Below are 24,493 nucleotides of genomic sequence, written 5' to 3' on the forward strand. Positions count from 1 at the left end.
GGCGCATACCGGCACGATGCCTGTATCCTCAGCATTTTGAAGGATGAACCAAGATGGCCGTAGCAGACTCTATTTCAACCAATGCGCCGGCAGCCTTTCATCTCCTGGCCAAGCCGACAGGCGCCACCTGCAATCTGGACTGCACCTATTGCTTCTTCCTATCGAAGGAGATGCTCTATCCTGGCAGCCGCTTCCGGATGGCCGACGATCTCCTGGAAGTCTATATCCGCCAATTGCTGGAGGCTCACCACACCCCGGAAGTCGGCATCAATTGGCAGGGTGGTGAGCCAACTCTGATGGGACTGGACTTTTTCAGGCGGTCGGTCGCACTTGCGGAGAAGTACAAGAAACCGGACCAGTCTTTAAGCTACACAATCCAGACCAATGGCGTGCTTCTAGATGATGCGTGGTGCGCCTTCTTCAAGGAAAACGGATTTCTGGTTGGCCTCAGTGTCGACGGGCCGAAGACGATGCACGATGCCTATCGCGTCAACAAGGGCGGGCGCGGCAGTTTCGATCAGGTCATGCGGGGGTTCGCTTGCCTGAACACGCACGGGGTGGAGTTCAATATTCTGTGCACCGTACACGCAGCGAACGGCGATCATCCCTTGGAGGTCTACCGGTTTTTCCGGGATGACCTCCAAGCCCGACACATTCAGTTCATACCTATCGTCGAGCGCGCTGCGGCCGAGGATCTTCCGGCTGCCAATAAAGGATGGGGCGGCCGGAAAAATACTGGACGAAAGCTCTACACCCAAGCTGGCTCCTCAGTGACGGAGCGCTCCATTGAGGCTGAGCAGTTTGGCCGCTTTCTCAACGCCATCTTCGACGAATGGGTGCACCTCGACGTCGGCAAAGTGTTCGTGCAGACCTTCGACGTGGCGTTGGGCAGTTGGCTTGGCCAGCACAACCTCTGCGTCGTATCTCCGACATGCGGGAATTCGCTCGCCCTCGAACACAACGGCGATCTCTATTCCTGCGATCACTTCGTCGAGCCGGAACACCTGCTGGGCAACATCAGGGACAAGTCGATGGCAGAGATGGTTGCCTCGGAAAGGCAGCGGAAATTCGGCTGCGCCAAGTTCGACACACTTCCGCAGTATTGCCGCAAGTGCGACGTGCTTTTCGCCTGCTATGGGGACTGCCCGCGAAATCGCTTCATCAATACTCCGGATGGCGAACCCGGGCTGAACTATCTCTGTGCTGGTTATAAGCTGTTCTATCATCACATCGACGGACCAATGAAGGCCATGGCCAAGCTGGTTCGCCAGGGACGTTTCGCGGATGAAATTATGAGACTGCACTCTGGCAGAGCAGTCGACCTGGTCGTCAACGTTGACCCGCATGAAGCCTGCCACTGTGACGGCGTCAGCAGATCCGAGGACCGTCACTCCACCAATTTGCATGGAACTGGCGCGGTAGCAAGATGACGGACCAAGCAGCGATTGAAAATAAAAGGTTTCTCGTAAGGCGGACGAGTGACAGTCACTTTTCGTGGATACGCACACGCTTGAGCGTCGAGCGTACGTTCCTGGCCTGCCTGAGAACGGCCACCTCGCTGATCGGCTTTGGCTTCACCATCGTCCAATTCTTCGAGCGCTTCGCTGATATGAAGGGGGTTTCCCCTCCCGCATTTCCAGAGGCGCCACGTTATCTCGGTCTCGCACTCATCTTAGGCGGAGTCATGTTGCTTTGCATTTCGCTCTGGCAGTTCCGCGCTATCAACAGGTATCTGTGGAGCGCGGATTTTCGGCTTTTGGCCGGTTCACGTGACACTCACTACTGGCCAATCTCAAGCTTCATTGCGATCATGCTCCTGGCAATCGGTATTCTGACATTCTTCAGCATTCTCTTTCGACTTGCCTAGACAGGCCTCATGCCGACCATGCGTTCGGGGACCGGAGCATCGTTTGAAAGGAACCACGAGGTCTGAACTAACCGACTAGCACGCAACGAACTGGACATGATGGTGGATCTAACATTGATCGCAGAATCCGCAATTGCAATGTTGCTGCTTGCGGGCACCTTCCTGTTGGGAGGCCGGGTGCATCCATTTCAATTTCTGATTGAAGACCAGCGGACGGTCGCCTCTTTCTCGGCAGGTGTCTCGGTTGCTTATGCCATAATCTACGCAATCCCCGAACTTTGTGGTGCTCGGGAGAATTACAAGACTGCAGCCGGGATGCTGCTGCCCTTCGAAGGAAAGGTTGTCTACTTTTTCGCACTCGCTGGATTTTTTATCTTTTACGGCCTCGAACATCTTCGCCGCCAGTCAGATGGTAGGACCGGCGACTCCGAGAGCGCGAATTTCAATATACAGATCAGCGGATTTGTCGGCTATGTGTGGCTTATGTCGTATATGATTGTTTATATTATCGAAGAAAGCGTTCTTTCCATCGTCTTGTATAGTGTTGCTATCTCATTTCACTTCCTAGCCCTTGACCACAACTTGAGACGTGAGAACGGCAAGGTCTACGATAAAATGGGAAGATTACTGCTCGCCGGCGCATGCGTTATCGGCTGGGGCACAAGCCTGCTGTTGCCGCTGCCAGAATACGTGTTCGCTTTGTTGACGGCCTTCATCTCCGGTGCGGTTATCGTCAACAGCACCATAATGGAACTACCAACGGAAAAGGACGGAAGGTTTCTTCCATTCCTGGCCGGGGGCGCACTCTACGGAATTCTCCTGCTTCCCTTGGGCTGAGGGAGAGGATCGGTTCCATCGACTACATCGAACATGCCCCCGACTGAATTCGCGTTTCCACTTCATCCGAACGAGGTTCGATATGTATGACACTTGGGTTCGAATAGCGGACAATCTGGTTGAGCGCGTCAGCGGGCCTATGAGTCTTCGTCTCATCCTGCAGCCGACAATCGCGACAATCTTGGCGATCCGTGCTGGCCTGAAGGATGCGAGAGAAGGAAATCCACCGTACTTCTGGTCGGTTCTAACCAATCCGGCTCATCGCGCTGTAATGCTGAGGGACGGGTGGAAAAGCATCGGCAAGGTATTTATTGCGGCGCTTGTCTTGGATGTGGCCTACCAGTTGATCGTCGAGCGCTTCGTCTACCCAGGCGAAGCGATCATCGTGGCGATTGTTCTGGCAATCTTGCCCTACCTGATCCTTCGGGGCCTTGTAACGCGCCTCGCCCGACGCGGATGAAAGCGCGCCTGCCCGCTGCAGTTTTGATCTGCACCAAATCAGCGCTGACTCCGATGGTGTAGCTTGCCGTCGTTCCAAGTAGCTTGTTGCAGGCGGAATCGAGATAATAGCGGTTAGGGAATCCGAAATGTCGAGGTCAGGGGAAAGCATCTCAGTCCCGCCGGGAGATTTCTCTCTCGTCCTGGGGGGTCCGCTGTTCCAGTTTCTCAGGCGGGCCCGATTGTGTGACGATGCCATGCAGATGCTCTATCGCCGGGTGATATTCTTCGTTGCGATATGCTGGCTCCCTCTTTTCCTGTTTTCTGCCTTTCAGGGGCAATTGTTCGGCGGGGGCGTCGCCGTGCCATTCCTGGCGGATGTCGATCTCCACGTGCGTTTCCTTCTGTCGATGCCGCTGCTGGTTTTGGCGGAACTTGTCGTGCACCGCCGCATGCGTTTGCTCGTGTCTGAATTTCGCGAGCGGCATCTGATTTCCAACATCGACCTGCCGCGTTTCGAGACCGCGGTCAAATCTGCTTCACGCTTTCGCGATTCGATCATTGCCGAGGTACTACTAATCGCCATGGTTTATGCGGTGGGCATCGCCGTCATCTGGCGCCACTATACCGCGCTTGATGCAGTTACGTGGTATGCAGGTACATCTAACGGTGAGAGCAAACTCTCAGCTGCAGGATTATGGTTTGTGTTTGTGAGCCTACCGGTCTTCCAGTTTCTGTTGCTTCGCTGGTACTTCCGAATTTTCGTCTGGGCACGCCTACTTTGGCATATTTCGCGAGTTGAGCTTTGTCTAATGCCATCGCATCCCGACGGCGTCGGTGGGCTCGGCTTCCTATCCGCTTCGGTTTATGCGCTGCTGCCGCTTTTGTTGGCACATGGCGTCATGCTCGCCGGCCTGATTGCCGGCCGCATCTTGCACACCGGAGCCGCACTTACCGATTTCAAGGTAGAAGTAGCCGCTATAGTCGTGTTTTTGCTCTGTCTCGTCGAGGGACCTCTGCTGGTATTCTCGGTCCAACTGGAACGGGCGAAACGGGCGGGGGGGCGTGATTATGGCAGGCTGGCTGAGCGCTATGTGCGGGAATTCGACCGTAAATGGATTCGCGGAGGCGCCCCCGCCGGCGAGCCACTCATCGGCACTGCCGACATTCAGTCGTTGGCCGATATTGGGAACAGCATGCAGGTCGTGCAATCGATGAGAGTTGTGCTTCTATCGAAGGATACAATCCTCCTGCTGGCAGGTGCCGTGTTTGCCCCGTTGCTGCCTCTGGTGGTGACCATCATGCCGATGGACGAGTTAGCCAGAAAGTTGGTTGCCGTATTATTTTAAGACGACTTCCAGATCTGAAACTTAGCCAGCTGCCGAAGTTCCGTCGAATTTTCAGACCGTTCTGTCGAGCCCATCGCTAGATAGACCACCGTGCTGGTTTTCCTGATCGATCGGATTGATGCTTTCATGAGCTTCTCAGAAATTCATCAAAGGCCATCGGTGAGAGGATAGTGTCTCAGTTTGTCGATGAAGCGGCCGAGACGCACCGCACGACCGTTGCCGATATTGTAGAGCGCGTGCTTCGGGTGGCTGGCCGTCGGCGGCTTGTCGAGCACCGCCACTGAACTGGCCCCCATTTCGACCGGACAGTCGGCCTAACGCGGGAGGCTTGGGGATATCCTCAAGCACAGGCTTATGGCTGACGACTATCGACGGATTGAACTGATCACCGGTGAGGTACGGCGCCGACACTGGACGACCGAACAGAAGCTGCAGATTATCGAGGAGAGTTTCCTTCCGGGCGAGACCGTGTCCTCTGTCGCCCGACGGCGAGGCGTGGCGCCAAATCTTTTGTATCGTTGGCGTCGTTTATTGAAGGAAGGCGGAGCGGCTGCGGTGGGATCGGACGAATCTGTGGTCGGGAGTTCGGAAGTGCGGCGGCTCGAAGAGCGCGTTCGCGACCTCGAGCGGCTTCTCGGCCGCAAGACCATGGAAGTGGAGATCCTCAAAGACGCGCTGGCCAGGTCGGAGTCAAAAAAACCGAACTTGCGGCTCTTGTCGCAGCCGAGGGACGGTTCCCGATGAAGGCCGTTGCCGAGACCCTCGGGGTGGCGCGTTCCCATCTCCATGACAAGGTGCATCGCCTGGTGAAGCCGCGCGGGCCTTATCGCAAACCCGACGACGATGGGCTCTTGGAGCTGGTTCGCCGCCTGATCGACGAACGCCCGACCTATGGCTATCGCCGCATCACAGCCCTGACGAACAGGGAACGCGCCAAGACGGGCGAACCGGCCGTCAATCACAAGCGCGTCTTCCGTATCATGCGCCAGAACAGCATGCTGCTTGCCAGGCATACGGGCCGCAGGACCGGCCGCGTCCATGACGGCAAGGTCATCGTCATGCGCTCGAACCTGCGCTGGTGTTCCGATGGCTTCGAGGTCGGATGCTGGAACGGAGATATCATCAGGGTCGCCTTCATCATCGATGCCCATGACCGCGAGATCATCGCATGGCATGCCGTCGTGGGATCGGGCATCAGCGGCAGCATGATCCGGGACATGATGCTGGAAGCTGTCGAGAGCAGGTTCGGCGCCCTCCAGTCGCCGGCGCCGCTCGAATGGCTGACGGACAATGGCAGTGCCTACACCGCCAAGGAGACGCGCGACTTCGCCACCGCGCTCAATCTCATTGCCTGCTTCACGCCGGTCCAGAGCCCGGAGTCGAACGGCATATCCGAGAGCTTCGTCAAAACCTTCAAACGCGACTATGCTCGCGTCAATCCTTTGCCAGATGCGGTCACCGCACTCGGCAAAATCGCCGGATGGTTCGAGGATTACAACGAAAACCATCCTCATTCAGGGCTCAGAATGCGCTCCCCAAGGGAGTTCATCCGAGCACAAACTCAATAGCCGACTGTCCGGTCAAATAGGGGCAACTCCATGTCGAGCACCGCCACAACGCCATCGACAACGTCATCGATATAGGTGAAGTCGCGCCACATCTCGCCATGATTGAAGCCGCGGATCGGCTTTCGCTGCAGCATGGCCTAGGTGAAGATCCGGCTCGCCATGTCGGACCGACCCCAGGTAACCGTAGACGGTGAAGAACCGCGGGCCCGTATGCGGCAAGCCGAATAGATGCGAATAGGCCGAGCTCATCGGCTCGTCCGCCCTCTTGGTGGGCATCGAGCGCGACCGGATCGTCGACGCGGTCATCCTCGCTGAAGGGGACCTTGCGGTTGTCGCCATAGACCGAGCTCGAAGAGGGATAGACCAGATGCTTGATGTCGGGCAATGTGCGGGCACAGCTCCAGGATTTCCAGATGACCAGCGGTCTGGAGTAAATATAGGCGCGCGGATTTTCCAGCGAGCAGCGCACGCTTTCCTGACTGACGGTTTTGGGGCGCAAGTGGACCGGCAGTTCCTGGCGTTCGATATGCAACAGCAGACATTCAGCGAGATGAGACAACGTCTCTACTTGATCCACGCTCGTAATTCGCGAGGCCGCCCAACGCCCACCCATCCGGACGCGCGCATCGCTCGGGAAGACGGTTCCCGGCGAGCGCGGAGGTCAACTGCTCTGCCATTGAGAGATCATCGATCATGGAGAAGCCTGAAAAACGTCGGCCTGTCGCGAATGACGAAGTGAGTATCTCCTCAGGCAGAGAAAAATTCCCCGCGGAGAATAACCTTGATGTTGCACGCTAATCCGTGCGGTTTGCAGTCTCCAAGTATCGTTCGGCTGACGAGCCGGGATCAGGACAGTGGCAGGACAATCCGCTATGCACGACCATGTGAGTTGCGATCATGACACCGGCGGCCAGTTCAGCCATGCACGACGCGGTTGCGGTTGAGGCGCTTTCTCAGCACCCGACTAGCGTCTGGAAAACCGTGGCAGTTACAGGCGACGTTCCAGGGTTGAGCTGCAGCAATCAAGGACGATGTCGGCATTCGTGGCCCGACACAGATCTCTCCGGTGACCTTGGACAGGTTGTGAATCTCTAAATGCAATGCTCTAAAGGGCCCCTTCATTTATGGCAAAATCGCCGAATGTCTGACGTCAAAAAGTTCGTTTGCTACGCCTGCCTCCTCTTCACCGTGATTGCGCTGCAGGTCGCGCCTGTGAATGCGCAAAGCGCTGATAGTCCGCCTGCCGACCCTGTTTTGGCTTGCCCCTGGACGCCTCCGGATGTCGACGCAATCGACAAGCCGCAAGTGCAGATAGATGCAGAAGATAATGAGGACACGTCGACCGGCGATTCCAGAACGTCGGACACCCCCGGACCGGGCGATACCGACAGCAACGCGGGCCCCGGATTTTACCTACCCGGTTACGGCTGTATTCTGTTTGATGGCTCCGTCAGTTCCGGCGTAGAGGCAACAGGTGTGGCAGCAAAGGGATCTCGGCTGACGCCACCGAAGAAATCGGCCAAGACGCAATGGCAGCTGACTGAGATCGCAAATGTTACTCATTACTCCCAGACGGAGTACGGCGATCTGGTCACGCGTCTCGGTGTCCAAGGCGATCAAAGCAAGGACCTTTCGATTTCCTCCGCATCAGTTACGATTGGGAGGGGCATTATCGGCATCGAGACGTCCTTCTTTGCTGATTGGCAGGCTGACGAATTTTCGTTCCGAGCCCTCACTTCCACGCAATCGCCGTTCCTCGTCGCTTATGTGTCGAGGCCGACGCCAAATACAACACTAACTCTGTCGCTGGAGGATCCGACGTTCCGGCGCGTCACTATTTCCGGCTATGGGCCGCAACAATTTCCTGACTTGGTTGGTCGCTTTCGCTACACGAGCGGAAACTGGCAGTTCATTGCAAACGCGGCGTCGCATCAGACGACCTTCTTTGATTCAAATGCCGGCCCTCTGGCTTCTCAAAGCCCCGCGCTTTGGGGAGGAGCTGTCCAAGCCTATGCCAGATACGCTTTTGCTAATAATGTTCAGAGCGACAAGTCTTATGTTATTTTCCAGCTCGCCCGCGCATGGAATGCGCCGGGCTATCTTGGGATCAATACGCCGACGAGCGCATTCAACATCAATCTGCCCGGCGCTCTCGGCGCCAACGATGCCGAACGAGCCACCGGATGGAATGGTGCCGCTGTCGTCGGCTGGGCCTGGTCGAGCAAGTGGAGATCGGCTGCATTCGCGAGCTTCACCAGTTTGAAGTTACCTGATGTTTTCGGAACAGGATCCATACTGTCGGCGAGAGGCGCGGCCAATTTGACCTACACTCCTGTTGAAAACCTGGATTTGACCCTCGAAGCGGGCTTGGCGAAGGAAACTTCTGGTAATTCCGGAATTCCATCGGGACGGCAGTGGTCGCTCGATTTCTCGATGTCCCGGACTTTTCCATAGAACAACAGCACAGCACCCACGGCAGACCTTAGCGGTCGAGCGGCGCCCGAATCTTTTACCTCTGGGCGTGGTCTCTCTGGCAGAGGACACCCCCTAGTCCCCATCAAATTTGATTCGGGCATCGCACTTCATTTCGGTGTGGCCGGACGAAGCTGCGGACCCGAGGCAGCTCATGACGTGTCTGCGCTTGCGCCATGCAGTGCAGCGCAACGACCTGCGGCTGAGCCGCGTAATCCGCGGCCCGAGCAAGAAGGTATTCTGCGCCTGGACAAAGCCCGAGCTCCTAAGACAGGCCCGGATGCGGATGTCGACCGCCGCTCTCGCATTCGCCGGCTTCGCCAGCCGCCGGTCACAATCCCCGAGCACGAAGCATTGTTTCTTTGGGCGACTCGCCGAAGAGCGAACGATAACGCGCCGCGAAACGACCAAGGTGGGCGATCCCCACGTCCATCGCAACCCTTGTGACACTTAAGTCATTCTTGCGCGCAGTCGCCAGTTGCCGCCTGGCTTCATTGAGGCGGAGCGCCCTGATGAATTCCGACGGACTGACGCCGAAGGTGGTGCGAAAAGCATACTCCAACTGCCGGCGACTCACGCCGACTTCCCTGCACAGCCGAATGATCGGGATCTCTTCCCGAATGTGGGTGTGAATGAAATTCTCAGCCGTCCGGGCTTGGCGGAGAAGTCGACCTGAGGAGCGATCGATTCTGGGATCACGATCATGCGCGACTGCATGGGCTTCGGCCAGCCCCCCGAGATACTCAATGAACGCGATGGGGAGGTGCTCCAGTTGAGTCGGATTGTCTGCTATTGCCGCGAGGCGGTCTGCCAACACCTCGATCCGGTTCCGGAAGGATCGTCCTTGCCTGGGCGCGAGTCGAACGGCGCTAGGATGGTCTGCCGCCCGCTCGACAATCACCCCTGCAGCCGCCGCCTGGATACCCCGCCAGATCGCTGTCGGAACAACAGCGCCCGCATAGCTCAGGCCGGGCTGGATGCTTGCAGTCACGGTCGTGCCGGCAGGGATTGTCATGATCATGTCGTCTTCAAGCGGAATGCCGCAAATTGTCGACTCGCAGGCGCGCTGGACAGCCAAAACAACCACGGAACCACGATCCATCTCGCCGCTGGCTCGCAAGGCGCAGTTGAATTGGGGCAAATCAATCGCCCACTTACCGTGAGACTGAATTTGCCGGATGCGCGAAGGCAGCTCCCCGGCAGAGAGGATGTCGACCTTCGCCAGCATTCCTGATGCAGCATTGGCAAACTGGTCTGGACCAAGCAGCACATCCCTATGTAAAGGCGATGAAGGCCAAGAGGGCAAAACTACGTCCTTTGCGCAAAGTGGATAGCAACGCGATTATATTAGCGATAGCTTAGGCGAAAATTGCGCGAGATCAATTGGTACGAAAATATCGCCGACGCGCGGCTGGTGGGGACTATGGACAGACAAGACCTATGCCCGAAGGGCGCACCGGGCACGTTGGATGCCCTCGCCCTGGGTACGAGACGTTGTGGAGCCAGCTGCTTCCTCAGCGCAGCCGTGACGGTGCTGGCAAGCTTGTCGACAGTTCAAGCGTTCAGGAAGGCGGCGCGAACGTCTATCCGCTCGGTTCGCGCGGTCCTATGGCGAGCTTCACCCCGCCGCCAGGGGTATTCTTCGTTCCTGACCGCTGCCCTGCCGCGTTGGGTTCCGGGGAAATGATCGAGGGCGGAAAAGCTAACTCGCTCGGGCTATGAGCACAGTGGCAACTCCAACAAGAACAAGGGGGAAACATGAGTAACGATCGAGACTTCCCGGTACAGACCGGTGTCGGCAACAGAATAACGCGACGGGTCGCATTGATGGCCGGCACGGCGGCAGCCGTTTCGCGGCTGGCTGCGCCGGTCGGTCTTTCGGGCGCGCTCACTGGACTTGCCGGCGTTCAGCCCGCGGCGGCCCAGCCGACACGCCCCAACATCGTCTACATCATCTCCGACGATCAGGGCTGGAAGGACGTGGGCTTCCACGGCTCCGACATCAAGACACCCAACATCGACAAGCTCGCCGCGGAGGGCGCGCGCTTGGAACAGTTCTATGCCCAGCCGATGTGCACGCCCACCCGCGCGGCGCTGATGACGGGGCGCTATCCGTTGCGCTACGGGCTTCAGATGGGCGTTATTCCGTCTGGTGGTAGCTACGGGCTTGCCATGGACGAGTATCTCCTGCCCCAGATGCTCAAGGACGCGGGATACAACACAGCGATGGTGGGCAAGTGGCATCTGGGTCACGCGAAGGCTGAATACTGGCCGCGTCAGCGGGGATTCGATTCCTTCTACGGCGCTCTGGTTGGTGAAATCGATCATTTCAAGCACGCTTCCCACGGCGTGATGGACTGGTACCGCAACAACAAGCCGCTGAAGGAGCCTGGCTACGACAACACCCTGTTCGGCACGGAAGCCGCCAGGGTAATCGAAAAACACGACGGCAAGGCGCCACTATTCTTGTATCTGGCATTCACCGCACCCCATTCGCCTTACCAGGCCCCTGAAGAGGCCGTCAAAAAATATGCTCATGTCGCCGATGAGCAGCGGCGGCTCTACTCCGCCATGATCTCAGTCATGGACGACGAGATCGGCCGGGTTCTTGCCGCGCTCGAGAAGAAGAAGATGCGCGACAATACCATTGTCATCTTTCAGAGCGACAATGGCGGCGTCCGTTCCGCCATGTTCGCGGGCGAATCGGAGGTTGGGGCCAACCTCCCGGCCGACAACGGGCCGTACCGCGATGGCAAGGGCACGCTTTACGAAGGCGGCACGCGCGTTTGTGGCTTGGTGAACTGGCCGGGTAAGGTGAAGGCGGGTGATGTGGACGGCATGATACACGTCTCGGACATCTATCCGACTCTCGCTGCGCTTGCTGGGGCGAAACCGACCAAGAACAAGCCGCTCGACGGCATGAATGTCTGGGATACGATCAGCGAGGGCAAACCCTCGCCGCGCAGTGAGATAGTCTACAATGTTGACCCGACCGGGGGTGCAATCCGTGAAGGCGACATGAAGCTTGTATGGTCGGCCGGCGTGTTGGAGCGAGTCGAATTGTTCGATCTTGCCGCCGACAAATCCGAAAGCACTAATCTGGCCGACAAGAATCCCGATAAAGTCAAGGAATTGAAAGGGAAAATCGTGGATCTCGCCAAACAAATGGCGCCGCCCCTGCTGATGATGGAAGCGATCAAACTGACCTTCGGCGCACCGCCAATCTCGGCCGATCCGTCGTCGTTGTTCAATGAGCTTGGGGACTAGCTGCGCGAGATGACGTCCGGAATTCATGGAGCTGAAATCATTAATGACGCGGGCGCGGCTGTACCATCTACAGTGGATTTGGAACGTGACCGTTCCGCTTCCGGGCGCAGCCTGCCGTTTAAGAATATGGTGCAGGTTCCCGGCGGCGAGTTCCTGATGGGTTCGGACCACCACTATCCGGAAGAGGCGCCGGCGCACCGCGTTGTTGTCGGCGGCTTCTGGATGGATCGCACGACCGTCACGAATGGTGAATTCAGGCGCTTTGTTGAGGCTAGCCGTTACGTCACGCTGGCCGAGCGTCCGGCAAATGCCGCGGACTATCCCGGAGCACGCGTCGATTCCTTGGCGCCGGCTTCAGCCTTGTTCGTCAAGCCTCCGCGCGGCATCGATCGGAGCAATCACTACAATTGGTGGGCCTACGTGTGCGGCGCGAACTGGCGGCATCCGCGCGGACCCGCCAGTAGCCTCAAGGGACTTGAAGACCATCCTGTCGTCCACATTGCATACGAGGACGCGCAAGCCTATGCGGACTGGGCTGGAAAAACGCTGCCGACCGAGGCCGAATGGGAGCTTGCCGCTCGCGGCGGGCTGGATGGCGCCGAGTTCGCATGGGGCGGCGAACTAACCCCCGGCGGCCATCATATGGCCAACACGTACCAGGGCGAGTTCCCGTTCCGCAACGATTGCGAGGACGGCTACGAATGGACGGCGCCAGTCGGCTCCTTTCCGGCGAACGGCTATGGGCTCTATGACATGGCCGGCAATGTCTGGCAGTGGACGACTGACTGGTTCCAGGAGCACCGCCGTATCGAGAGCCCTTGCTGCACGATGACCAATCCGCGTGGCGGTGAGCGTGAGGCCAGCTACGACCCGCTGGCGCCCGACATCAGGATCCCGCGAAAGGTGACCAAGGGTGGGTCTTTCCTGTGCGCTCCCAGCTACTGCCGGCGTTACAGGCCGGCCGCGCGCATGGCGCAGCCTGTAGACACATCCACGTGCCATCTCGGCTTCCGTTGCATCGTCCGTGCAGCATGATGCCGGATGCCCGAACGCGTGCTTCGGAAGCTACTCGCCGCGGCGCCGGTAGGCGTTCTCATTACGGTCCTCAACGGAAAAGGCAGTCCCAATCAGACAATGTCGACATTGCGTCGCAGGAGGAAGAAGCAGTCTCGACTAACTCAGTCACTCACCTCCCGAGGGCATGCGAACTCGCGGCGTCGAGGGACCGCCAGTTATTTCCTAAGTGGACGCCAACTAGTTGATTGGTGCAAATGGGTGTATGTTCTTCGCAACAAGCCTGCGTCGCAAAGCGACCGCTGACAATGGATATATAGCAACGGGATTAGAGGGGACTTCGATATGAATATCATCCGTGCACTCACGCCGGCTTCAATGGGGTTGGCGGTGGCGTTGATTGGGGTGCCGGCAGGCGCTGCGGACATGGTGACGCCGTCTCCATCGCCCGCCTCCGCACCTGTCTGGACCTTTACGGTCGCGCCATATGGCTGGCTTGCAGGTTTGAACGGGACCGTCGGCCAGTTTGGGATGCCGCCAGTCGACGTAGACGTATCATTCGGCGATATCCTCAAGAAATTCGACATCGGATTCATGGGTGCCGGCGAGGCACGCTACGACCGATTTGGTATCGCCATGGATTTGCTGTACCTAAAGGTTTCGACGAGCGCCAACACGCCTTTGGGGGTGTTGGCAGACCACGTCGACGTGACCAGCAAAACCCTAACAGCGTTTGCTGCCGCCGAGTATCGGCTCGCCGAAACCGACAATATGAGCTTCGACGTGCTGGGTGGCGCCAGGGTTTGGTCCTTGAAGACCGAGCTTGACCCGGTCGGTGGCCCGGCTGATCCCCTGTCGTTTACCGATACCGCATCTTGGGTTGATCCGATCGTTGGCGCCAAGGCGCGCGTCGGCCTGTCCAACAATTTCTATCTGACCGGCTGGGGGATGATCGGTGGCTTCGGCGTCGGGTCCAAGCTGACCTGGGATGTGATGGGTGCTGTGGGCTACAATGTCAGCGATTCAGTCTCGCTGATCGGCGGCTGGCGCGCGCTTAGCGTCGACTATGAACACGGAGCTTCCGTCTTCGACGTCGTCATGAGCGGTCCCATCCTCGGCGCGACGATCAAGTTCTAGGTCCCGCTCACATTCGGACTCTTGCGTGGTTTCGGCTCGAGATCGGTCAATTGCTTTTCGTCGCGACGGCAGATGATACCCGATGTTACGGGCGCACTGCTGCGTGAGAGCCTAAAGGCGCGAACCTCGAGCCGTATTCGCTTCAGCTCCTGTATACGGCGAAGATCTGGCTGGTTTGAGGATGAGTGAGGGCAGCTAGCAGCAAACGCCCAGAAAGTGACGTGATACATGCGATTGCCTCTCACCTTGTCGTTTGGTGAAGACGTTTCCCTGGAGCCAGGAAACCCGCCTCGCGTCGCCGGCTTGCTTCTTTTCTGCGTCAGCCTGTTTGCGGTATTTCTACTGGCGGCGTGTGCATCGCGACCGGAAACCGGCTACCTGACGCCGGTCAATTTGGCTGGATCTCAATCAACAGCTCACCATGTGCTGGTTGCAACGACTCGTGCGCGAGATTCTCGCCCCGGCACCTATTTCAACGGGGAAAGAGCTGGAGCTTTGGATTTTGCTCAGTTCACGGTCGACGTGCCGCAACAACATGTATCTGGCAATATCGAATGGCCGTCAAACGCCCCGGGAAATCCTAAGAAGAATTTCGTAGTCAGCGACGCCTCCTACCTTGATGGTGATAAGGAGTTCATCAAGAACTTGAATTCGCAACTCGCTTTGAGACCTCGCGGAAGCCGCAATGTTCTCCTTTTCGTCCACGGATATAACACGATGTTTGCGGAGGGGCTTTACCGCTTAACGCAGATTGTGCACGATTCCAGGGCGCCTGGGGTGCCGGTACTTTTCACCTGGGCGTCGCGTGGCAAGGTGGGACAATATGTATACGACACAAACAGCGCCACGATTGCCCGTGACGATCTGGTCCATACAATTCGCCTAATATTAGCGAGTGATGCTGACAAGGTAAATATAGTTGCTCATTCAATGGGAAATTGGGTGACGGTTGAAGCGCTTCGGCAGATTAAAATTTCTGGTAAGGCGCTGGCAATAAATAGAATTGGCCTGGTGGTGTTGGCTGCTCCTGATATTGATATCGACGTCTTCAAATCGCAGATGCGAAGTTTCGGAAAGCCGAAAAAACCGTTCTATATAGTAATTTCAAAGGACGATAAAGCGTTGCGTACCTCCAGTTTTATTGCTGGCGGGCCAGCAAGGCTGGGAGCTGAAGCGGATACTGACGAATTGGCCGCCTTGGGCGCTGTTGTGGTTGATATGACGAACGTCAAAGCCAACGACTCATCGCACCATGGCAAATTTGCCGAGTTGGCGGAACTTGGCCCAGAGCTTGGTACAGTACTCGCAGGCGGGATTGGTGGCACGTCTGAGCCCGAGAATGGTGGGGCGCTGCAGACAATCGTGACTGCACCGATCGTACTACTTGGCGGGACTGTCCAAATTACCAGGGCGCCTTGAACCGAGTCTGAAATCGGAGGCCGGCGCCGGACGTTGCCTTCGACGCGCCTCTGATGCCGCGCCGCTCCACGCCTCCTATGCCTCACGGCGGCCATCCCGGTCCGTTGGTCCAGGGACAAACCTCGAAATTGCTGACAGTGACATGAGGCTTTCCATTCACGGTGCAGGCCGCATTGGAATGCTGGCTGTGTCCGGCCGACTGCACGATCTCGTCGGGAGAATGGTGGCGCGGAGCGAATCATGCCGGGGCTCGTATCTCTGCGGCCAGAGCTCTCGATATCCATCACTCGTCACGTCAAGGCAGAACGGAATGCCCTTGAGTGCCCCCGGCGTCCTGTCGAAAAAGTTGCCAACCCGCGTATAGCGCAGACCCTGGGGTGCTCCGCGTCCTGAGACCGCGACGCGATTGAGCTTCGCAATAGAACACGCGTTAGAGAAGATCACTGCCGATAGCTCCGCGTGCCGATCGTCGGCAAACAACCCTGCCGCGAAAGCTGATGGTCCCAACAAATGAGTCGCGGGCATCGTCACCGCTTGCTGGCTTCCGTCCACATCAGCGGCCTGAGCGCCCTCACCATACAGGTATGAGACGTTCGACGCCTTGGCGCTGAATGTCGGCTGCCGGTGCAACGGTGCAACTGAGACATCCCCGCCCCGAAACGCATAAGCCGCCCCGGTTAGACCGGGACGGTAAGGGTATTCCGACGAAACTGGTTGTGGGGACACGATCTAAGGCTGCAAACCGCCCTATAACTTGCAGAGGAGTCGAGTTAGCAAACGAATTCAGTGGCAGCACTGTATTGGCGGTATCCCTCTCCCGCTACCAAAATTTATCAAATAAAAATCAGCAACTTAGGTGCAATCGAATGCATCTTGGCGGCTGATTCCATGTCGCGCCATGTTGCAAACCACTACGGTTGATTCCAAGGGTTTCCTGACACTATCGGCAAGTCCGTGCGACATGATTGCATCGATGGACGACGCGCGTCTGCGCCAGCGGGCACAACTCTGGTTGCAGCGAAGCGGCAGCTCGCCGGCAGGGAGAAGATCCCTTATCGTCGTTCCGGCCGGCGTGAAAGTGCACCTGACGCTAGGTCACACCGACATGCGCGCGAGGGGAATGCAGCGCGATAACCCCCTTGACCATAAAAAACCGCAAACCCATATCGTTTCCGGGCGTCGGCCACTGTCGGTCACGCCGCATTCCTAATTCAATTGTTCGTTCGACTTGGAGGATCCTATGAACGACCGGATGTTCGACAGCCCTGTTTTCGTCAAGAGCGAAAACAGCCTCGTCCAGGAAATAGCGTGCCTCGAGGACGCTCTGGAATTTCTCTACGAATGGCCCAGGAACCGACGGGGGCCAATTTATGAAACGGCTCTGCGCGCATGCCAGCGAGCGTTTGACAGCAGCTATCCATTGTCGGCCGCAAGGGGGGCGTTTTGCGGCTTCGCAAAGTCGGCCAAGATCCATGAAGACGTCACCACAGCCTTGCCCTGGATGGTCAGCAAGCGCGGCCAGCGCGGCGGATTGGCTGTTTAGGGTCGCCCTGAAAAGGAGGAATTCGCGATGCTGTCTCAACCTTTCGACAAGCCAGTTCGGGTATGGGTCGGAATGGGCTTTCCGCGGGAGCTTAACACTGTGGCGGACGCCTATCAGTTCGCGGTTGATTGGTGCGGCAACAGTCCGGAACAGAGGGCGGCGCTCCGCGCGTGCAAAGCCGCGTTGGTCGGAGATGTCGACGCCGAGACTGCAAGGGGCGTTTTCGTAGCCTTTGCTCGTAAGAAAGATATTTTGGTGGAGGATGGCACAATTCCTCCATACCTGGAAATTGCCCAGCCGAGGCACGTTTGAAATGCCCTGAAACGACGGCGGCCTAGCGGGCGCCGTCGTTGTTTCCTAGTCCGTAACGAAAACTCGGCCTGCGCTGCACGGCTGAGCGAAACCTTCGCCAGACAGCTGCGTTGTTATGTCCTCTCCGCCCACAGGAAAGAGAGCGATGACCAAGCCGATCGATGAATCGATAGACAGATCCGATCCGCTATTCCTTGCGGAGAAATATGGCATGACTGTTCAGCAGGCGCGGCGTCATGTTGCTTCTTTAAAGTTTGGCATTATTTCTTTAAACAAGGGCGCTGAAAGAATTCTTTTCCGGTCAATTGAGATTATGAGAATTGAAGGACGAGGAAGCCAACGTGCCGTCGCTCAAGGTCTCGTCGCCACTGAACTTCAGCGACGATCGAAATTCGAGTTTTTCGACTCTGCCGGGTTGGGCGTTGGGGCTACCCACGCTCTATCCAGGCGACAGACGTTCCGCGTTCCTGTAGAGTTGGCTCCGATTTAGGCAGCGCCCCGCGGATTTTAAGTCGCATCCTGCCGGGTTATGTGCAGGGCTTTGCGATTTTGCTGCGGCGTCGGGACAGACACTCTTATGAGTGTGCATACATGGCTAACCTTCAATACCGAGCCCGATTGCTGCGACGGCCGCTGCTTCTGCTAAAGCAATGTAGTGGCGCTGTCGTCCGCTGTTCTCGCGCCAATAGAGCCCTACGTTCCGGCGTTCGTCCCAGCCGTCGATTTCAAGCAACGCCACATCGTCGCTCCGCCGGAACTCCGCTCGTGCGTAGAGTTCTGGAAACAGAGACATTCCCATGCCGATCGAGACCATCTGGCGGATCGCGTCTAGGCTCGTTCCCTCAAAGTCCGCCACGATGTGCGCGCCTGACGCCTCCGCAAGATGGCGAACGTTTTCCAGAAGGCGATGTCCCCGACCCAATGCCAGCAGCTTCTCGCCTTGCAGTTGGCTAAGGCTGACAGTCTTCTGTTTGGCGAGTGGGTGTTCGGACGGCACGCCGAGGAAGAGGGCTTCCTCGCCTATCCGTCGGAACGTCAATCCCGTTCGCTCCGGCGAGGGCCCGACACCGCAGTCCAGTGCGCCTTCCGCCACAGCCGATTCCAGGGCCGCAGGGGAATCCTCCCGGATGTAGATCTGCAGACCGGGATGTTGCTCGTGCAGCCGTGGAAGCAGCCGCGGCAGAAAATACGGTCCGAAGGTCGGCGGCGTGCCCAGCCGGATGGTTCCCCCAAGTGCGGCGCCTTGTGCGGACAGTTCGTCCAGCAGATCGTCGAGCGAGGCAAGCACGAGGCGCGCACCCTTGGCCAAGGTCTCGCCTGCGGGCGTCGCCGCGACCTGTGACGATGTCCGCTCGAAGAGTGGGGTTCCAAGACCTTGCTCGACGAGCGAGATCTGAACCGACAGCGTCGGCTGCGACACGTTGCATTGGCGTGCCGCCCGGCCGAAATGCTTCAGGTCGTGGACGGCGACCACGTATTCCAGCTGGCGGAGCGTTGGGCGAAACGGCATCGATCCCTAGACGTTATGACCGTGGTCTGAGCGGCGGCCCGCCCTTAGTCTTTGCAGCTGTTAGGCAAACGGGGGTTGCTCGGGGAGTGCCCGAGCCGAGCCCCAAGCGAAGAAAGGACGGGCCATGAAGCAAGATAGCGTTTTTTACGTCGGTGTCGACGTGTCGAAGGCGAAGCACGCCATTGCGGTTGCCGAGGGTGGCCGCAATGGGGAGGTCCGGTATTTCGGCGAGATCGAAGCGAGGCCGGCGGCGGTGGAGCGCTTCGTGCGCAAGCTGGAGAAAAAGCATCCTCGCCTGCATTTCTGTTACGAAGCCGGCCCGACCGGCTACGGGCTCTACCGGCAGATCGTCGAGCTCGGTCAGCGCTGCGACGTCGTTGCGCCCTCGCTGATCCCCAAGCGCCCGGGCGAGCGCGTCAAGACGAACCGGCGCGATGCGGTCAGTCTGGCGCGGCTGCTGCGGGCCGGAGAATTGAAGGGAATCTGGGTTCCAGACGCGGTGCATGAAGCGGTGCGCGATCTAGTGCGGGTGCGCTCCGCGGCGAGCGAGGATCTGCGCAAGAAGCGCCAGCAGCTTCTGTCGTTCCTGCTGCGCCATGGGCGGGTCTTTACCGGACGCAAGAACTGGACCCGGAGCCATGCCCGCTGGCTGGCGGCGCAAAAGTTCGACCATCCGGCCCAGCAGATCGTGTTCCAGGACCAGGTCGACGTGGTCACCGATGCGCAGGACCGGCTGGAGCGGCTGGATGCGCAACTGGCCGAGCTGGTGCCGAGCTGGTCGATGGCGCCGGTGGTGATGGCCTATCAGGCGCTGCGTGGTGTGTCCTTCATCGTCGCCGTCACTTTCGTCAGCGAAGTCGGCGATGTCCGCCGCTTCGACACTCCGCGGCAGCTGATGGCCTTTCTCGGCCTGGTGCCCTCGGAGCGCTCGACCGGTGACACGGTAAAGCGCGGCGGCCTGACGTTGGCCGGCAATCGCCGCGCCCGCCGCGTCCTGATCGAAGGCGCCTGGGCCTACCGCTATCCCGCCAGGGTGACGGAGCCCATTCGCGTCAGGCTCGAGGGTCTGCCGAAGGCGGTGCGCGAGATCGCCTGGAGGGCGCAGACGCGGCTTTGCGCCCGCTACCGGCGCCTGACGGCTGCGGGCAAGAACAAACCCATCGTCGTTGCGGCGATCGCGCGCGAGATGGCGGCGTTCCTGTGGGCCATCGGCCACCAGGTCGAACCGGTGCGTTGAGATGCAGTGCGCTTCTTCATCGAAGATCAGGATCCCGACAAGAGCGCCCCCGGCGCGGGCGCCGCCGGATTGAAGGCTCTGCCCGCGCCGGATCTCCCGGCGGAAAAACCGGGCAGCACGGTGACGGGATGTGGCCACGGTGGGGAACTCCCGTCCTAACTATGTGGCTGGGCATCAGCCCAACGCCCGATACTAGACAGGGATAGCCCAGGATGGATCACGGAAGTGCGGTAACCAACCCGCGGATAAGAGCTGGATCAACCGTCGTCTCAAGGCCCCATCCCGTCTCCGTGCTGCCCTCATCAATGGCAAGCAAAACCTGTGGCAAAAGGCATAGGGCGAAAAAGGTCATCCATCATTCTTGACCACGGTCATAAGAGTTAGAAGCTATCGAGGTAATTGCAATAATCAATTGGAACTATCGGACGAGGGTCCCCACCTCCAGGCAGTCAACAGCCAAGGAGGAAGTGCCATGGACCAGTTCATCAAGTCGCTCCGTCACCGCAGGGCCACCGTCCAGGCCCGCATCGAGGACGAGCAGGCCCGGCCGGCGCCGGATCAGCTGCGTCTGAGCGCGCTGAAAAGGCTGAAGCTCCGGTTCCGCGACCAGATCGAGTTCATCGAGCGGATAAACCGGAGCGGCGATACGATACCCATCCCCGTAGTCCGTCGCCGATCGTTCCGTCCGCTCCTTTCGGGGAAAATCTGACATGACCACCATGCAGGCAATGGAAAAGCCTCGACCCGACCAGGGCAGCGGCGGTTTTCGCGTCACGGGGGCAAGGTTGCTTGGCGGCCTCGCCGGGCAGTATCGAGCCCTCAAGCGACGCCTGGACGACATGCTGATGCGGGGCGATCGCGACTACGCCATGCTCAGCGAGCTTTCGCAGGAGATCGGCAGGATGCGCCAGAGGATTCGCGCGGATCTGAAGCGTCGCCGGGACGAGCGCTCGCGGCGAAAGGCCGCGAGGAACGCGGCGCCGGAAGCGCGCATCGGCGGAAGGGGAAAGGGCGATGAACCTTGACCGTCGCAGCAAGACCAAGCTCGCCCGCGTCGTCCGCTACGGTGCCGTCGCCCTCATCACGGCGTGGTCGCGGCTGGCGCTCACAATCTACGCCGTGCTCGGAACGGTCTCGGGCTGGATGGCGGCGCAGGGCGTGACCGACGGGTGGATTGCCTGGAGCGGCCAGCTCGTCGGCCAGGCTGGCGGACCTGCCGCCGCGATCCTCTGGCCCGCGGGCACGCTCGTCATTCTCGGCGCAATGGTGGCGATCCGCCGGTTTGCCGCCTGATCAAATCCTGAGGCCGCCGTCCGGTCGATCCGGTCGGCGGCCGACCTTCTAGACTGAAAGTCCGGGCCCCTCTGGCGAGAGACGCCGGTCCTCTTGCGATGTCGGACGCGACCCTTATCGCGTGCCGGCTGGAGACTGTGTTAGAATGGATATCGCATTTCTTTTCGTGGACTGGCTGGGCAAGCCAGTCTGGATGTGGCTCGGCTTCATCTCGATCGTCGTCGCGCTTCTCGTGTTGGATCTCGGGGTCCTTCACCGCGACAACCACGAGATCGAGGTGCGCGAGAGCCTCGTGCTGTCCTCTATGTATATCGGTCTTGGCCTCACTTTCGGCGGCTGGGTCTGGTGGCAGCTCGGCGCCGAGTCCGGCATGAACTACCTGACCGGCTTCGTCGTCGAAAAGACGCTGGCGCTCGACAACGTCTTCGTCATCGCGCTCATCTTCTCCTTCTTCGCGGTTCCGCGGCAGTATCAGCATCGCGTGCTGTTCTGGGGCATCCTGGGTGTAATCGTGCTTCGCGCCATCATGATCGGCCTTGGCGCGACGCTCGTCTCGCAGTTTTCATGGGTGCTCTATGTCTTTGCGGCCTTCCTGGTCGTGACCGGCATCAAGATGCTGTGGATCGGCGACAAGGAACCGGAGATCGGCAACAATCCCCTCATCGGCCTTCTGCGTCGGCGCTTCAACGTCACCGACGAGCATCACGGACAGGACTTCTTCGTCAGGAAGCCTGATCCCAGGACCGGCAAGCTCGTCTGGTTCATGACGCCGCTGTTCATGGCGTTGGTCATGGTAGAAATCGCCGACGTGATCTTCGCGGTGGATTCGGTCCCGGCGATCTTCGCGATCACCACGGACCCGTTCATCGTTTACACGTCGAACATATTCGCGATCCTGGGCCTGCGGGCGCTGTATTTCGCGCTCGCCGCCCTGATCCACCGGTTCCAGTATCTGAAGCCGGCGCTGGCAATCGTGCTGATCTTCATAGGCTCGAAGTTCTTCGTTGCCGACCTGCTCGGTCTGGAGAAGTTCCCGGCGGCACTGTCGTTGGGCATCACCTTCGCGATCATCGCGTCGGGCGTGATCTGGAGCCTGGTCAAGACGCGCGGCGCAGCTGCCGCGCACCACGCCCGCTGACTTGCCCACCGGGGCGCCTCACGTCGAGGCGCCGCGGCGCGCAAGGCCGATATGCCATGCCGGCTTCCGCTACGACTGCGAGTGGAACTCCTAAACCTTCGAATGGTGTCAAAGATACTTCCGGCGAATAGCCTTCGGCAACCCTGCGGTCGTATTTTGCACGCATCGGCGCGACGATGCGTAGGCCGAAGGTCCAACACCTTGAACCGGATACTCTACTCGTCCATCAGTGTGAATTGGCGTGCAAAATTGGCTCTGACTCACTTTTGATGGAAATAGGGTGCCGGCTGGCTTTGGTTTCACACAAGGAATCAACGTCATGAGCTATGCATTGCGTCCATCGTCCCTCGCGGCTTTGTGGTAGACGACACCGCCATTGACGGTGAGGAGATGTTGATGACTGTCGCGTCCCGCGAGTACGGCGAGCCTCTGTCCGGACTACGGAACGAGGTCGCAGCGGATCTACAGTCGGTATCAGCGGCGCTTGGCGGACCTGGCGATGGCGGGCAAGTCTGTTCGGATCGTCGTTGTGGCTCGGCGGTTCCACTGCGGCGCAGTGTTGTGCGGCCGCCGGATCTTCGCCGAGCGTTTCGATGGAGATGATCTGGCGCCGTGGGCGCGGCGAACCGCCCGGCTCGACCAAATCGTCCGTCACCTTGGGCTTGCGCTGGGCGGCAGGCCCGCGGCCAGCTTCGCAAAGAGGTTGATGCTGCCGGTGAGCAACGACACGTTGCTGCGCATCGTGCGCCGGCGCGGTAGTCCGCGCTTTGTCCCTCTGACCGTGATCGGCATCGACGATTGGGCGTGGCGACGAAATCGACGCTATGGGACGATCATCTGTGACCTTGAGCGGCGCAAGACCATCGCCCTGCTGCCTGACCGTGAGCCGGCGATAGCCCAGGCCTGGCTCACAGACCAACCCCAGATCGGCGTTGTCGCCCGCGACCGCGGCGGCGGCTACGCTCTTGCGGCCGCCAAAGCGCTGCGTGGGGCGATCCAGGTGGCCGACCGTTGGCACTTGATGGAAAACGCCAGCCGCGCCTTACTCGACGCAGTTCGCAAATCCATGCGGTTGATCCGCGCCGCGCTTGGCGCCGCCACGATTGATCCAGAACTGCCAACCGCCGCCCAGCGCATTCAATATGAAGGATACCGTCTTCGAGAAGACACCAATGCCGTCATCCTCGGTCTGGCCAAGGACGGGACTACGATTAAGGAGACTGTTCGCCGCACCGGCCATAGCCGCGGGGTAGTCCGCAAGGTAGGGCTGGATCGAATTCCACCATAGCTCTGCTATGCGCTCTATCCTGCTCCGGCCGGCAAGGCAGCGTTACTAAGTCTTTCCGGATCAATACGCATCAGGCGATCTTTTCGATCGCTAACCTGAACCGGCGTTCACATCGCGTCTATCCCTGTGAATAAGGTCGGCGACGAGGTCGAGCAAGCATACCGCCGCGGCTCGGCGTTGGCGAAGCGTCGCAAACTCATGGATGCATGGGCGGCGTATATCTCGACGGTCAAGGCCGGCGGCGGCAAAGTGTTGCCGATGCGGAGGGCTGCCGGATGACGGAGGACCGCAATCGCTTCCGATAACCGCGAGATGTTCTCTTAGGCAGCGGCGAACTATCCATTGGGTTCTCCGCCAACTTGACTGACCGCTGCTGCTTCAGCCGCAGGGACTTCTTCTTTCTTGCCAGCAGGTCGTCGCGATCGTCATCGGTCGCCCCACGATGCGACGCGGCAATCGCGTAGTCGGCTCGGTTGGTTCGATAGTCCTCTTTGTGTGCGGGCATCGGCTTCCACCAGATGGAGGCATTGGCCCGAGCTATGGCGGAAAATGGGTGATGACGGTTTGAGAAGGGCGGCGTATCGAGGCGGGTGATTGAAGCCTGCCAGAACCTCTCAAGGAGAGCGATACGCCATGAACGAGACTATCAACATTGTTCGCCTTCGTCAGCCCGACGAGATCGATGATCCCCTGACGGATGTGCTCCGCACCGGCGCGCGCAAATTGCTGGCGCAGGCGATCGAGATGGAGGCCGAAGCGTTTCTTGCCGAGATGCGGGATCTGAAGCTGCCGGACGGACGTGAG

General features: G+C 59.1%; 22 protein-coding genes and 3 pseudogenes. 21 read left to right on the forward strand and 4 right to left on the reverse strand.

Annotated elements, in window-relative coordinates; translation table 11 throughout:
* The first annotated feature begins 53 nt into the window (after nucleotides 1-53).
* From BLS48_RS24180 to BLS48_RS24200, 5 genes are all read left to right on the forward strand, one after another.
* Nucleotides 54-1,430: an anaerobic sulfatase maturase gene (locus BLS48_RS24180; protein ID WP_091583125.1), complete on the forward strand. Its 1,377-nt coding sequence runs from the start codon at nucleotides 54-56 to the stop codon at nucleotides 1,428-1,430.
* 80 nt (nucleotides 1,431-1,510) lie between these two features.
* Nucleotides 1,511-1,867, forward strand: a complete 357-nt coding sequence (locus BLS48_RS24185) for a YidH family protein (protein WP_244529830.1) — start codon at nucleotides 1,511-1,513, stop codon at nucleotides 1,865-1,867.
* Nucleotides 1,868-1,963: 96 nt separating this feature from the next.
* On the forward strand, nucleotides 1,964-2,704 hold the full coding sequence (locus tag BLS48_RS24190; protein WP_143019496.1) for a hypothetical protein: 741 nt from the start codon (nucleotides 1,964-1,966) through the stop codon (nucleotides 2,702-2,704).
* Nucleotides 2,705-2,786: 82 nt separating this feature from the next.
* Entirely contained in the window at nucleotides 2,787-3,164 is a 378-nt protein-coding gene (locus BLS48_RS24195) for a hypothetical protein (protein ID WP_091583133.1), read from the forward strand.
* Between the two features lie 235 nt (nucleotides 3,165-3,399).
* Nucleotides 3,400-4,491 carry a hypothetical protein gene (locus BLS48_RS24200; protein WP_143019497.1) on the forward strand — a complete coding sequence of 364 codons (1,092 nt, stop codon included), beginning with the start codon at nucleotides 3,400-3,402 and terminating at the stop codon, nucleotides 4,489-4,491.
* A 146-nt stretch (nucleotides 4,492-4,637) separates the two neighbouring features.
* Here BLS48_RS24200 and BLS48_RS35150 read toward each other — a convergent pair whose 3' ends face one another.
* The gene (locus tag BLS48_RS35150) at nucleotides 4,638-4,787 is read right to left on the reverse strand and encodes a hypothetical protein (protein WP_208604665.1); all 150 of its coding nucleotides are present in this window, start codon (nucleotides 4,785-4,787) and stop codon (nucleotides 4,638-4,640) included.
* A 58-nt stretch (nucleotides 4,788-4,845) separates the two neighbouring features.
* On the opposite strand from BLS48_RS35150, the pseudogene BLS48_RS24205 reads away from it, so the two are divergent.
* A pseudogene (locus tag BLS48_RS24205) lies at nucleotides 4,846-6,076 on the forward strand (IS3 family transposase); the annotation flags it as partial.
* Here the strand turns inward: BLS48_RS24205 and BLS48_RS36335 are convergent.
* A complete protein-coding gene (locus tag BLS48_RS36335; RefSeq protein ID WP_244529832.1) occupies nucleotides 6,053-6,193 on the reverse strand; it encodes an NAD-dependent epimerase/dehydratase family protein in 141 nt (46 codons plus the stop codon). The pseudogene BLS48_RS24205 and the gene BLS48_RS36335 sit on opposite strands and share 24 nt — an antisense overlap.
* 1,006 nt (nucleotides 6,194-7,199) lie before the next feature.
* Here BLS48_RS36335 and BLS48_RS24215 point away from each other — a divergent pair.
* Nucleotides 7,200-8,513 (forward strand): hypothetical protein, encoded by a 1,314-nt coding sequence (locus BLS48_RS24215; protein WP_091583142.1) that lies wholly within the window; start codon nucleotides 7,200-7,202, stop codon nucleotides 8,511-8,513.
* A 349-nt stretch (nucleotides 8,514-8,862) separates the two neighbouring features.
* Here the strand turns inward: BLS48_RS24215 and BLS48_RS24220 are convergent, their stop codons facing one another.
* Complete coding sequence (locus BLS48_RS24220; protein ID WP_091583144.1) at nucleotides 8,863-9,759, reverse strand: AraC family transcriptional regulator; 897 nt, start codon at nucleotides 9,757-9,759, stop codon at nucleotides 8,863-8,865.
* A gap of 530 nt (nucleotides 9,760-10,289) precedes the next feature.
* On the opposite strand from BLS48_RS24220, the gene BLS48_RS24225 reads away from it, so the two are divergent.
* The 7 genes from BLS48_RS24225 to BLS48_RS35155 all read left to right on the forward strand — a co-directional run bounded on the left by BLS48_RS24225 (nucleotide 10,290) and on the right by BLS48_RS35155 (nucleotide 17,713).
* Entirely contained in the window at nucleotides 10,290-11,798 is a 1,509-nt protein-coding gene (locus BLS48_RS24225) for an arylsulfatase B (protein WP_091583147.1), read from the forward strand.
* A gap of 126 nt (nucleotides 11,799-11,924) precedes the next feature.
* Complete coding sequence (locus BLS48_RS24230) at nucleotides 11,925-12,833, forward strand: formylglycine-generating enzyme family protein (protein ID WP_091583150.1); 909 nt, start codon at nucleotides 11,925-11,927, stop codon at nucleotides 12,831-12,833.
* 324 nt (nucleotides 12,834-13,157) lie between these two features.
* Nucleotides 13,158-13,949 (forward strand): porin family protein, encoded by a 792-nt coding sequence (locus tag BLS48_RS24235; RefSeq protein ID WP_091583153.1) that lies wholly within the window; start codon nucleotides 13,158-13,160, stop codon nucleotides 13,947-13,949.
* 228 nt (nucleotides 13,950-14,177) lie between these two features.
* Nucleotides 14,178-15,368, forward strand: a complete 1,191-nt coding sequence (locus BLS48_RS24240) for an alpha/beta hydrolase (RefSeq protein WP_091583155.1) — start codon at nucleotides 14,178-14,180, stop codon at nucleotides 15,366-15,368.
* A gap of 1,240 nt (nucleotides 15,369-16,608) precedes the next feature.
* Nucleotides 16,609-16,911, forward strand: a complete 303-nt coding sequence (locus BLS48_RS24250; RefSeq protein WP_091583158.1) for a DUF982 domain-containing protein — start codon at nucleotides 16,609-16,611, stop codon at nucleotides 16,909-16,911.
* A 27-nt stretch (nucleotides 16,912-16,938) separates the two neighbouring features.
* On the forward strand, nucleotides 16,939-17,223 hold the full coding sequence (locus tag BLS48_RS24255; protein ID WP_091583161.1) for a DUF982 domain-containing protein: 285 nt from the start codon (nucleotides 16,939-16,941) through the stop codon (nucleotides 17,221-17,223).
* A 145-nt stretch (nucleotides 17,224-17,368) separates the two neighbouring features.
* The gene (locus BLS48_RS35155; RefSeq protein ID WP_143019498.1) at nucleotides 17,369-17,713 is read left to right on the forward strand and encodes a hypothetical protein; all 345 of its coding nucleotides are present in this window, start codon (nucleotides 17,369-17,371) and stop codon (nucleotides 17,711-17,713) included.
* Nucleotides 17,714-17,818: 105 nt separating this feature from the next.
* Here BLS48_RS35155 and BLS48_RS24260 read toward each other — a convergent pair whose 3' ends face one another.
* On the reverse strand, nucleotides 17,819-18,733 hold the full coding sequence (locus BLS48_RS24260) for a LysR substrate-binding domain-containing protein (RefSeq protein ID WP_091583164.1): 915 nt from the start codon (nucleotides 18,731-18,733) through the stop codon (nucleotides 17,819-17,821).
* Nucleotides 18,734-18,857: 124 nt separating this feature from the next.
* On the opposite strand from BLS48_RS24260, the gene BLS48_RS24265 reads away from it, so the two are divergent.
* From BLS48_RS24265 to BLS48_RS35170, 7 genes and pseudogenes are all read left to right on the forward strand, one after another.
* Nucleotides 18,858-19,970, forward strand: a complete 1,113-nt coding sequence (locus tag BLS48_RS24265; RefSeq protein ID WP_091583167.1) for an IS110 family RNA-guided transposase — start codon at nucleotides 18,858-18,860, stop codon at nucleotides 19,968-19,970.
* Nucleotides 19,971-20,442: 472 nt separating this feature from the next.
* Nucleotides 20,443-20,679: a YdcH family protein gene (locus BLS48_RS24270; protein WP_143019499.1), complete on the forward strand. Its 237-nt coding sequence runs from the start codon at nucleotides 20,443-20,445 to the stop codon at nucleotides 20,677-20,679.
* Nucleotide 20,680: 1 nt separating this feature from the next.
* Nucleotides 20,681-20,995 (forward strand): hypothetical protein, encoded by a 315-nt coding sequence (locus BLS48_RS24275; RefSeq protein WP_091583173.1) that lies wholly within the window; start codon nucleotides 20,681-20,683, stop codon nucleotides 20,993-20,995.
* A complete protein-coding gene (locus BLS48_RS24280) occupies nucleotides 20,985-21,263 on the forward strand; it encodes a hypothetical protein (protein WP_091583176.1) in 279 nt (92 codons plus the stop codon). The genes BLS48_RS24275 and BLS48_RS24280 overlap by 11 nt, the downstream gene beginning before the upstream one ends.
* A 145-nt stretch (nucleotides 21,264-21,408) precedes the next feature.
* The gene (locus tag BLS48_RS24285) at nucleotides 21,409-22,401 is read left to right on the forward strand and encodes a TerC family protein (RefSeq protein ID WP_091583179.1); all 993 of its coding nucleotides are present in this window, start codon (nucleotides 21,409-21,411) and stop codon (nucleotides 22,399-22,401) included.
* A gap of 330 nt (nucleotides 22,402-22,731) precedes the next feature.
* Nucleotides 22,732-23,665 (forward strand): annotated as a pseudogene (locus BLS48_RS24290) (ISL3 family transposase); the annotation flags it as partial.
* Between the two features lie 657 nt (nucleotides 23,666-24,322).
* A pseudogene (locus BLS48_RS35170) lies at nucleotides 24,323-24,493 on the forward strand (IS256 family transposase); the annotation flags it as partial.

This window comes from Mesorhizobium qingshengii (genome assembly GCF_900103325.1).
GTDB lineage: Bacteria > Pseudomonadota > Alphaproteobacteria > Rhizobiales > Rhizobiaceae > Mesorhizobium > Mesorhizobium qingshengii.

What these genes read in the sequence shown, in the direction of transcription:
- BLS48_RS24195 (WP_091583133.1), top strand. Translation starts at nt 2,787, where the DNA reads ATGTATGACACTTGGGTTCGAATAGCGGACAATCTGGTTGAGCGCGTC.
- BLS48_RS24230 (WP_091583150.1), top strand. Translation starts at nt 11,925, where the DNA reads ATGGTGCAGGTTCCCGGCGGCGAGTTCCTGATGGGTTCGGACCACCAC.
- BLS48_RS24200 (WP_143019497.1), top strand. Translation starts at nt 3,400, where the DNA reads ATGCAGATGCTCTATCGCCGGGTGATATTCTTCGTTGCGATATGCTGG.
- BLS48_RS36335 (WP_244529832.1), bottom strand. Translation starts at nt 6,193, where the DNA reads ATGCTGCAGCGAAAGCCGATCCGCGGCTTCAATCATGGCGAGATGTGG.
- BLS48_RS24285 (WP_091583179.1), top strand. Translation starts at nt 21,409, where the DNA reads ATGGATATCGCATTTCTTTTCGTGGACTGGCTGGGCAAGCCAGTCTGG.
- BLS48_RS24215 (WP_091583142.1), top strand. Translation starts at nt 7,200, where the DNA reads ATGTCTGACGTCAAAAAGTTCGTTTGCTACGCCTGCCTCCTCTTCACC.
- BLS48_RS24235 (WP_091583153.1), top strand. Translation starts at nt 13,158, where the DNA reads ATGAATATCATCCGTGCACTCACGCCGGCTTCAATGGGGTTGGCGGTG.
- BLS48_RS24275 (WP_091583173.1), top strand. Translation starts at nt 20,681, where the DNA reads ATGACCACCATGCAGGCAATGGAAAAGCCTCGACCCGACCAGGGCAGC.
- BLS48_RS24225 (WP_091583147.1), top strand. Translation starts at nt 10,290, where the DNA reads ATGAGTAACGATCGAGACTTCCCGGTACAGACCGGTGTCGGCAACAGA.
- BLS48_RS24250 (WP_091583158.1), top strand. Translation starts at nt 16,609, where the DNA reads ATGAACGACCGGATGTTCGACAGCCCTGTTTTCGTCAAGAGCGAAAAC.
- BLS48_RS24280 (WP_091583176.1), top strand. Translation starts at nt 20,985, where the DNA reads ATGAACCTTGACCGTCGCAGCAAGACCAAGCTCGCCCGCGTCGTCCGC.
- BLS48_RS24220 (WP_091583144.1), bottom strand. Translation starts at nt 9,759, where the DNA reads ATGCTGGCGAAGGTCGACATCCTCTCTGCCGGGGAGCTGCCTTCGCGC.
- BLS48_RS24265 (WP_091583167.1), top strand. Translation starts at nt 18,858, where the DNA reads ATGAAGCAAGATAGCGTTTTTTACGTCGGTGTCGACGTGTCGAAGGCG.
- BLS48_RS24255 (WP_091583161.1), top strand. Translation starts at nt 16,939, where the DNA reads ATGCTGTCTCAACCTTTCGACAAGCCAGTTCGGGTATGGGTCGGAATG.
- BLS48_RS24260 (WP_091583164.1), bottom strand. Translation starts at nt 18,733, where the DNA reads ATGCCGTTTCGCCCAACGCTCCGCCAGCTGGAATACGTGGTCGCCGTC.
- BLS48_RS24270 (WP_143019499.1), top strand. Translation starts at nt 20,443, where the DNA reads ATGGACCAGTTCATCAAGTCGCTCCGTCACCGCAGGGCCACCGTCCAG.
- BLS48_RS24190 (WP_143019496.1), top strand. Translation starts at nt 1,964, where the DNA reads ATGATGGTGGATCTAACATTGATCGCAGAATCCGCAATTGCAATGTTG.
- BLS48_RS24180 (WP_091583125.1), top strand. Translation starts at nt 54, where the DNA reads ATGGCCGTAGCAGACTCTATTTCAACCAATGCGCCGGCAGCCTTTCAT.
- BLS48_RS35155 (WP_143019498.1), top strand. Translation starts at nt 17,369, where the DNA reads ATGACCAAGCCGATCGATGAATCGATAGACAGATCCGATCCGCTATTC.
- BLS48_RS24240 (WP_091583155.1), top strand. Translation starts at nt 14,178, where the DNA reads ATGCGATTGCCTCTCACCTTGTCGTTTGGTGAAGACGTTTCCCTGGAG.
- BLS48_RS35150 (WP_208604665.1), bottom strand. Translation starts at nt 4,787, where the DNA reads ATGGGGGCCAGTTCAGTGGCGGTGCTCGACAAGCCGCCGACGGCCAGC.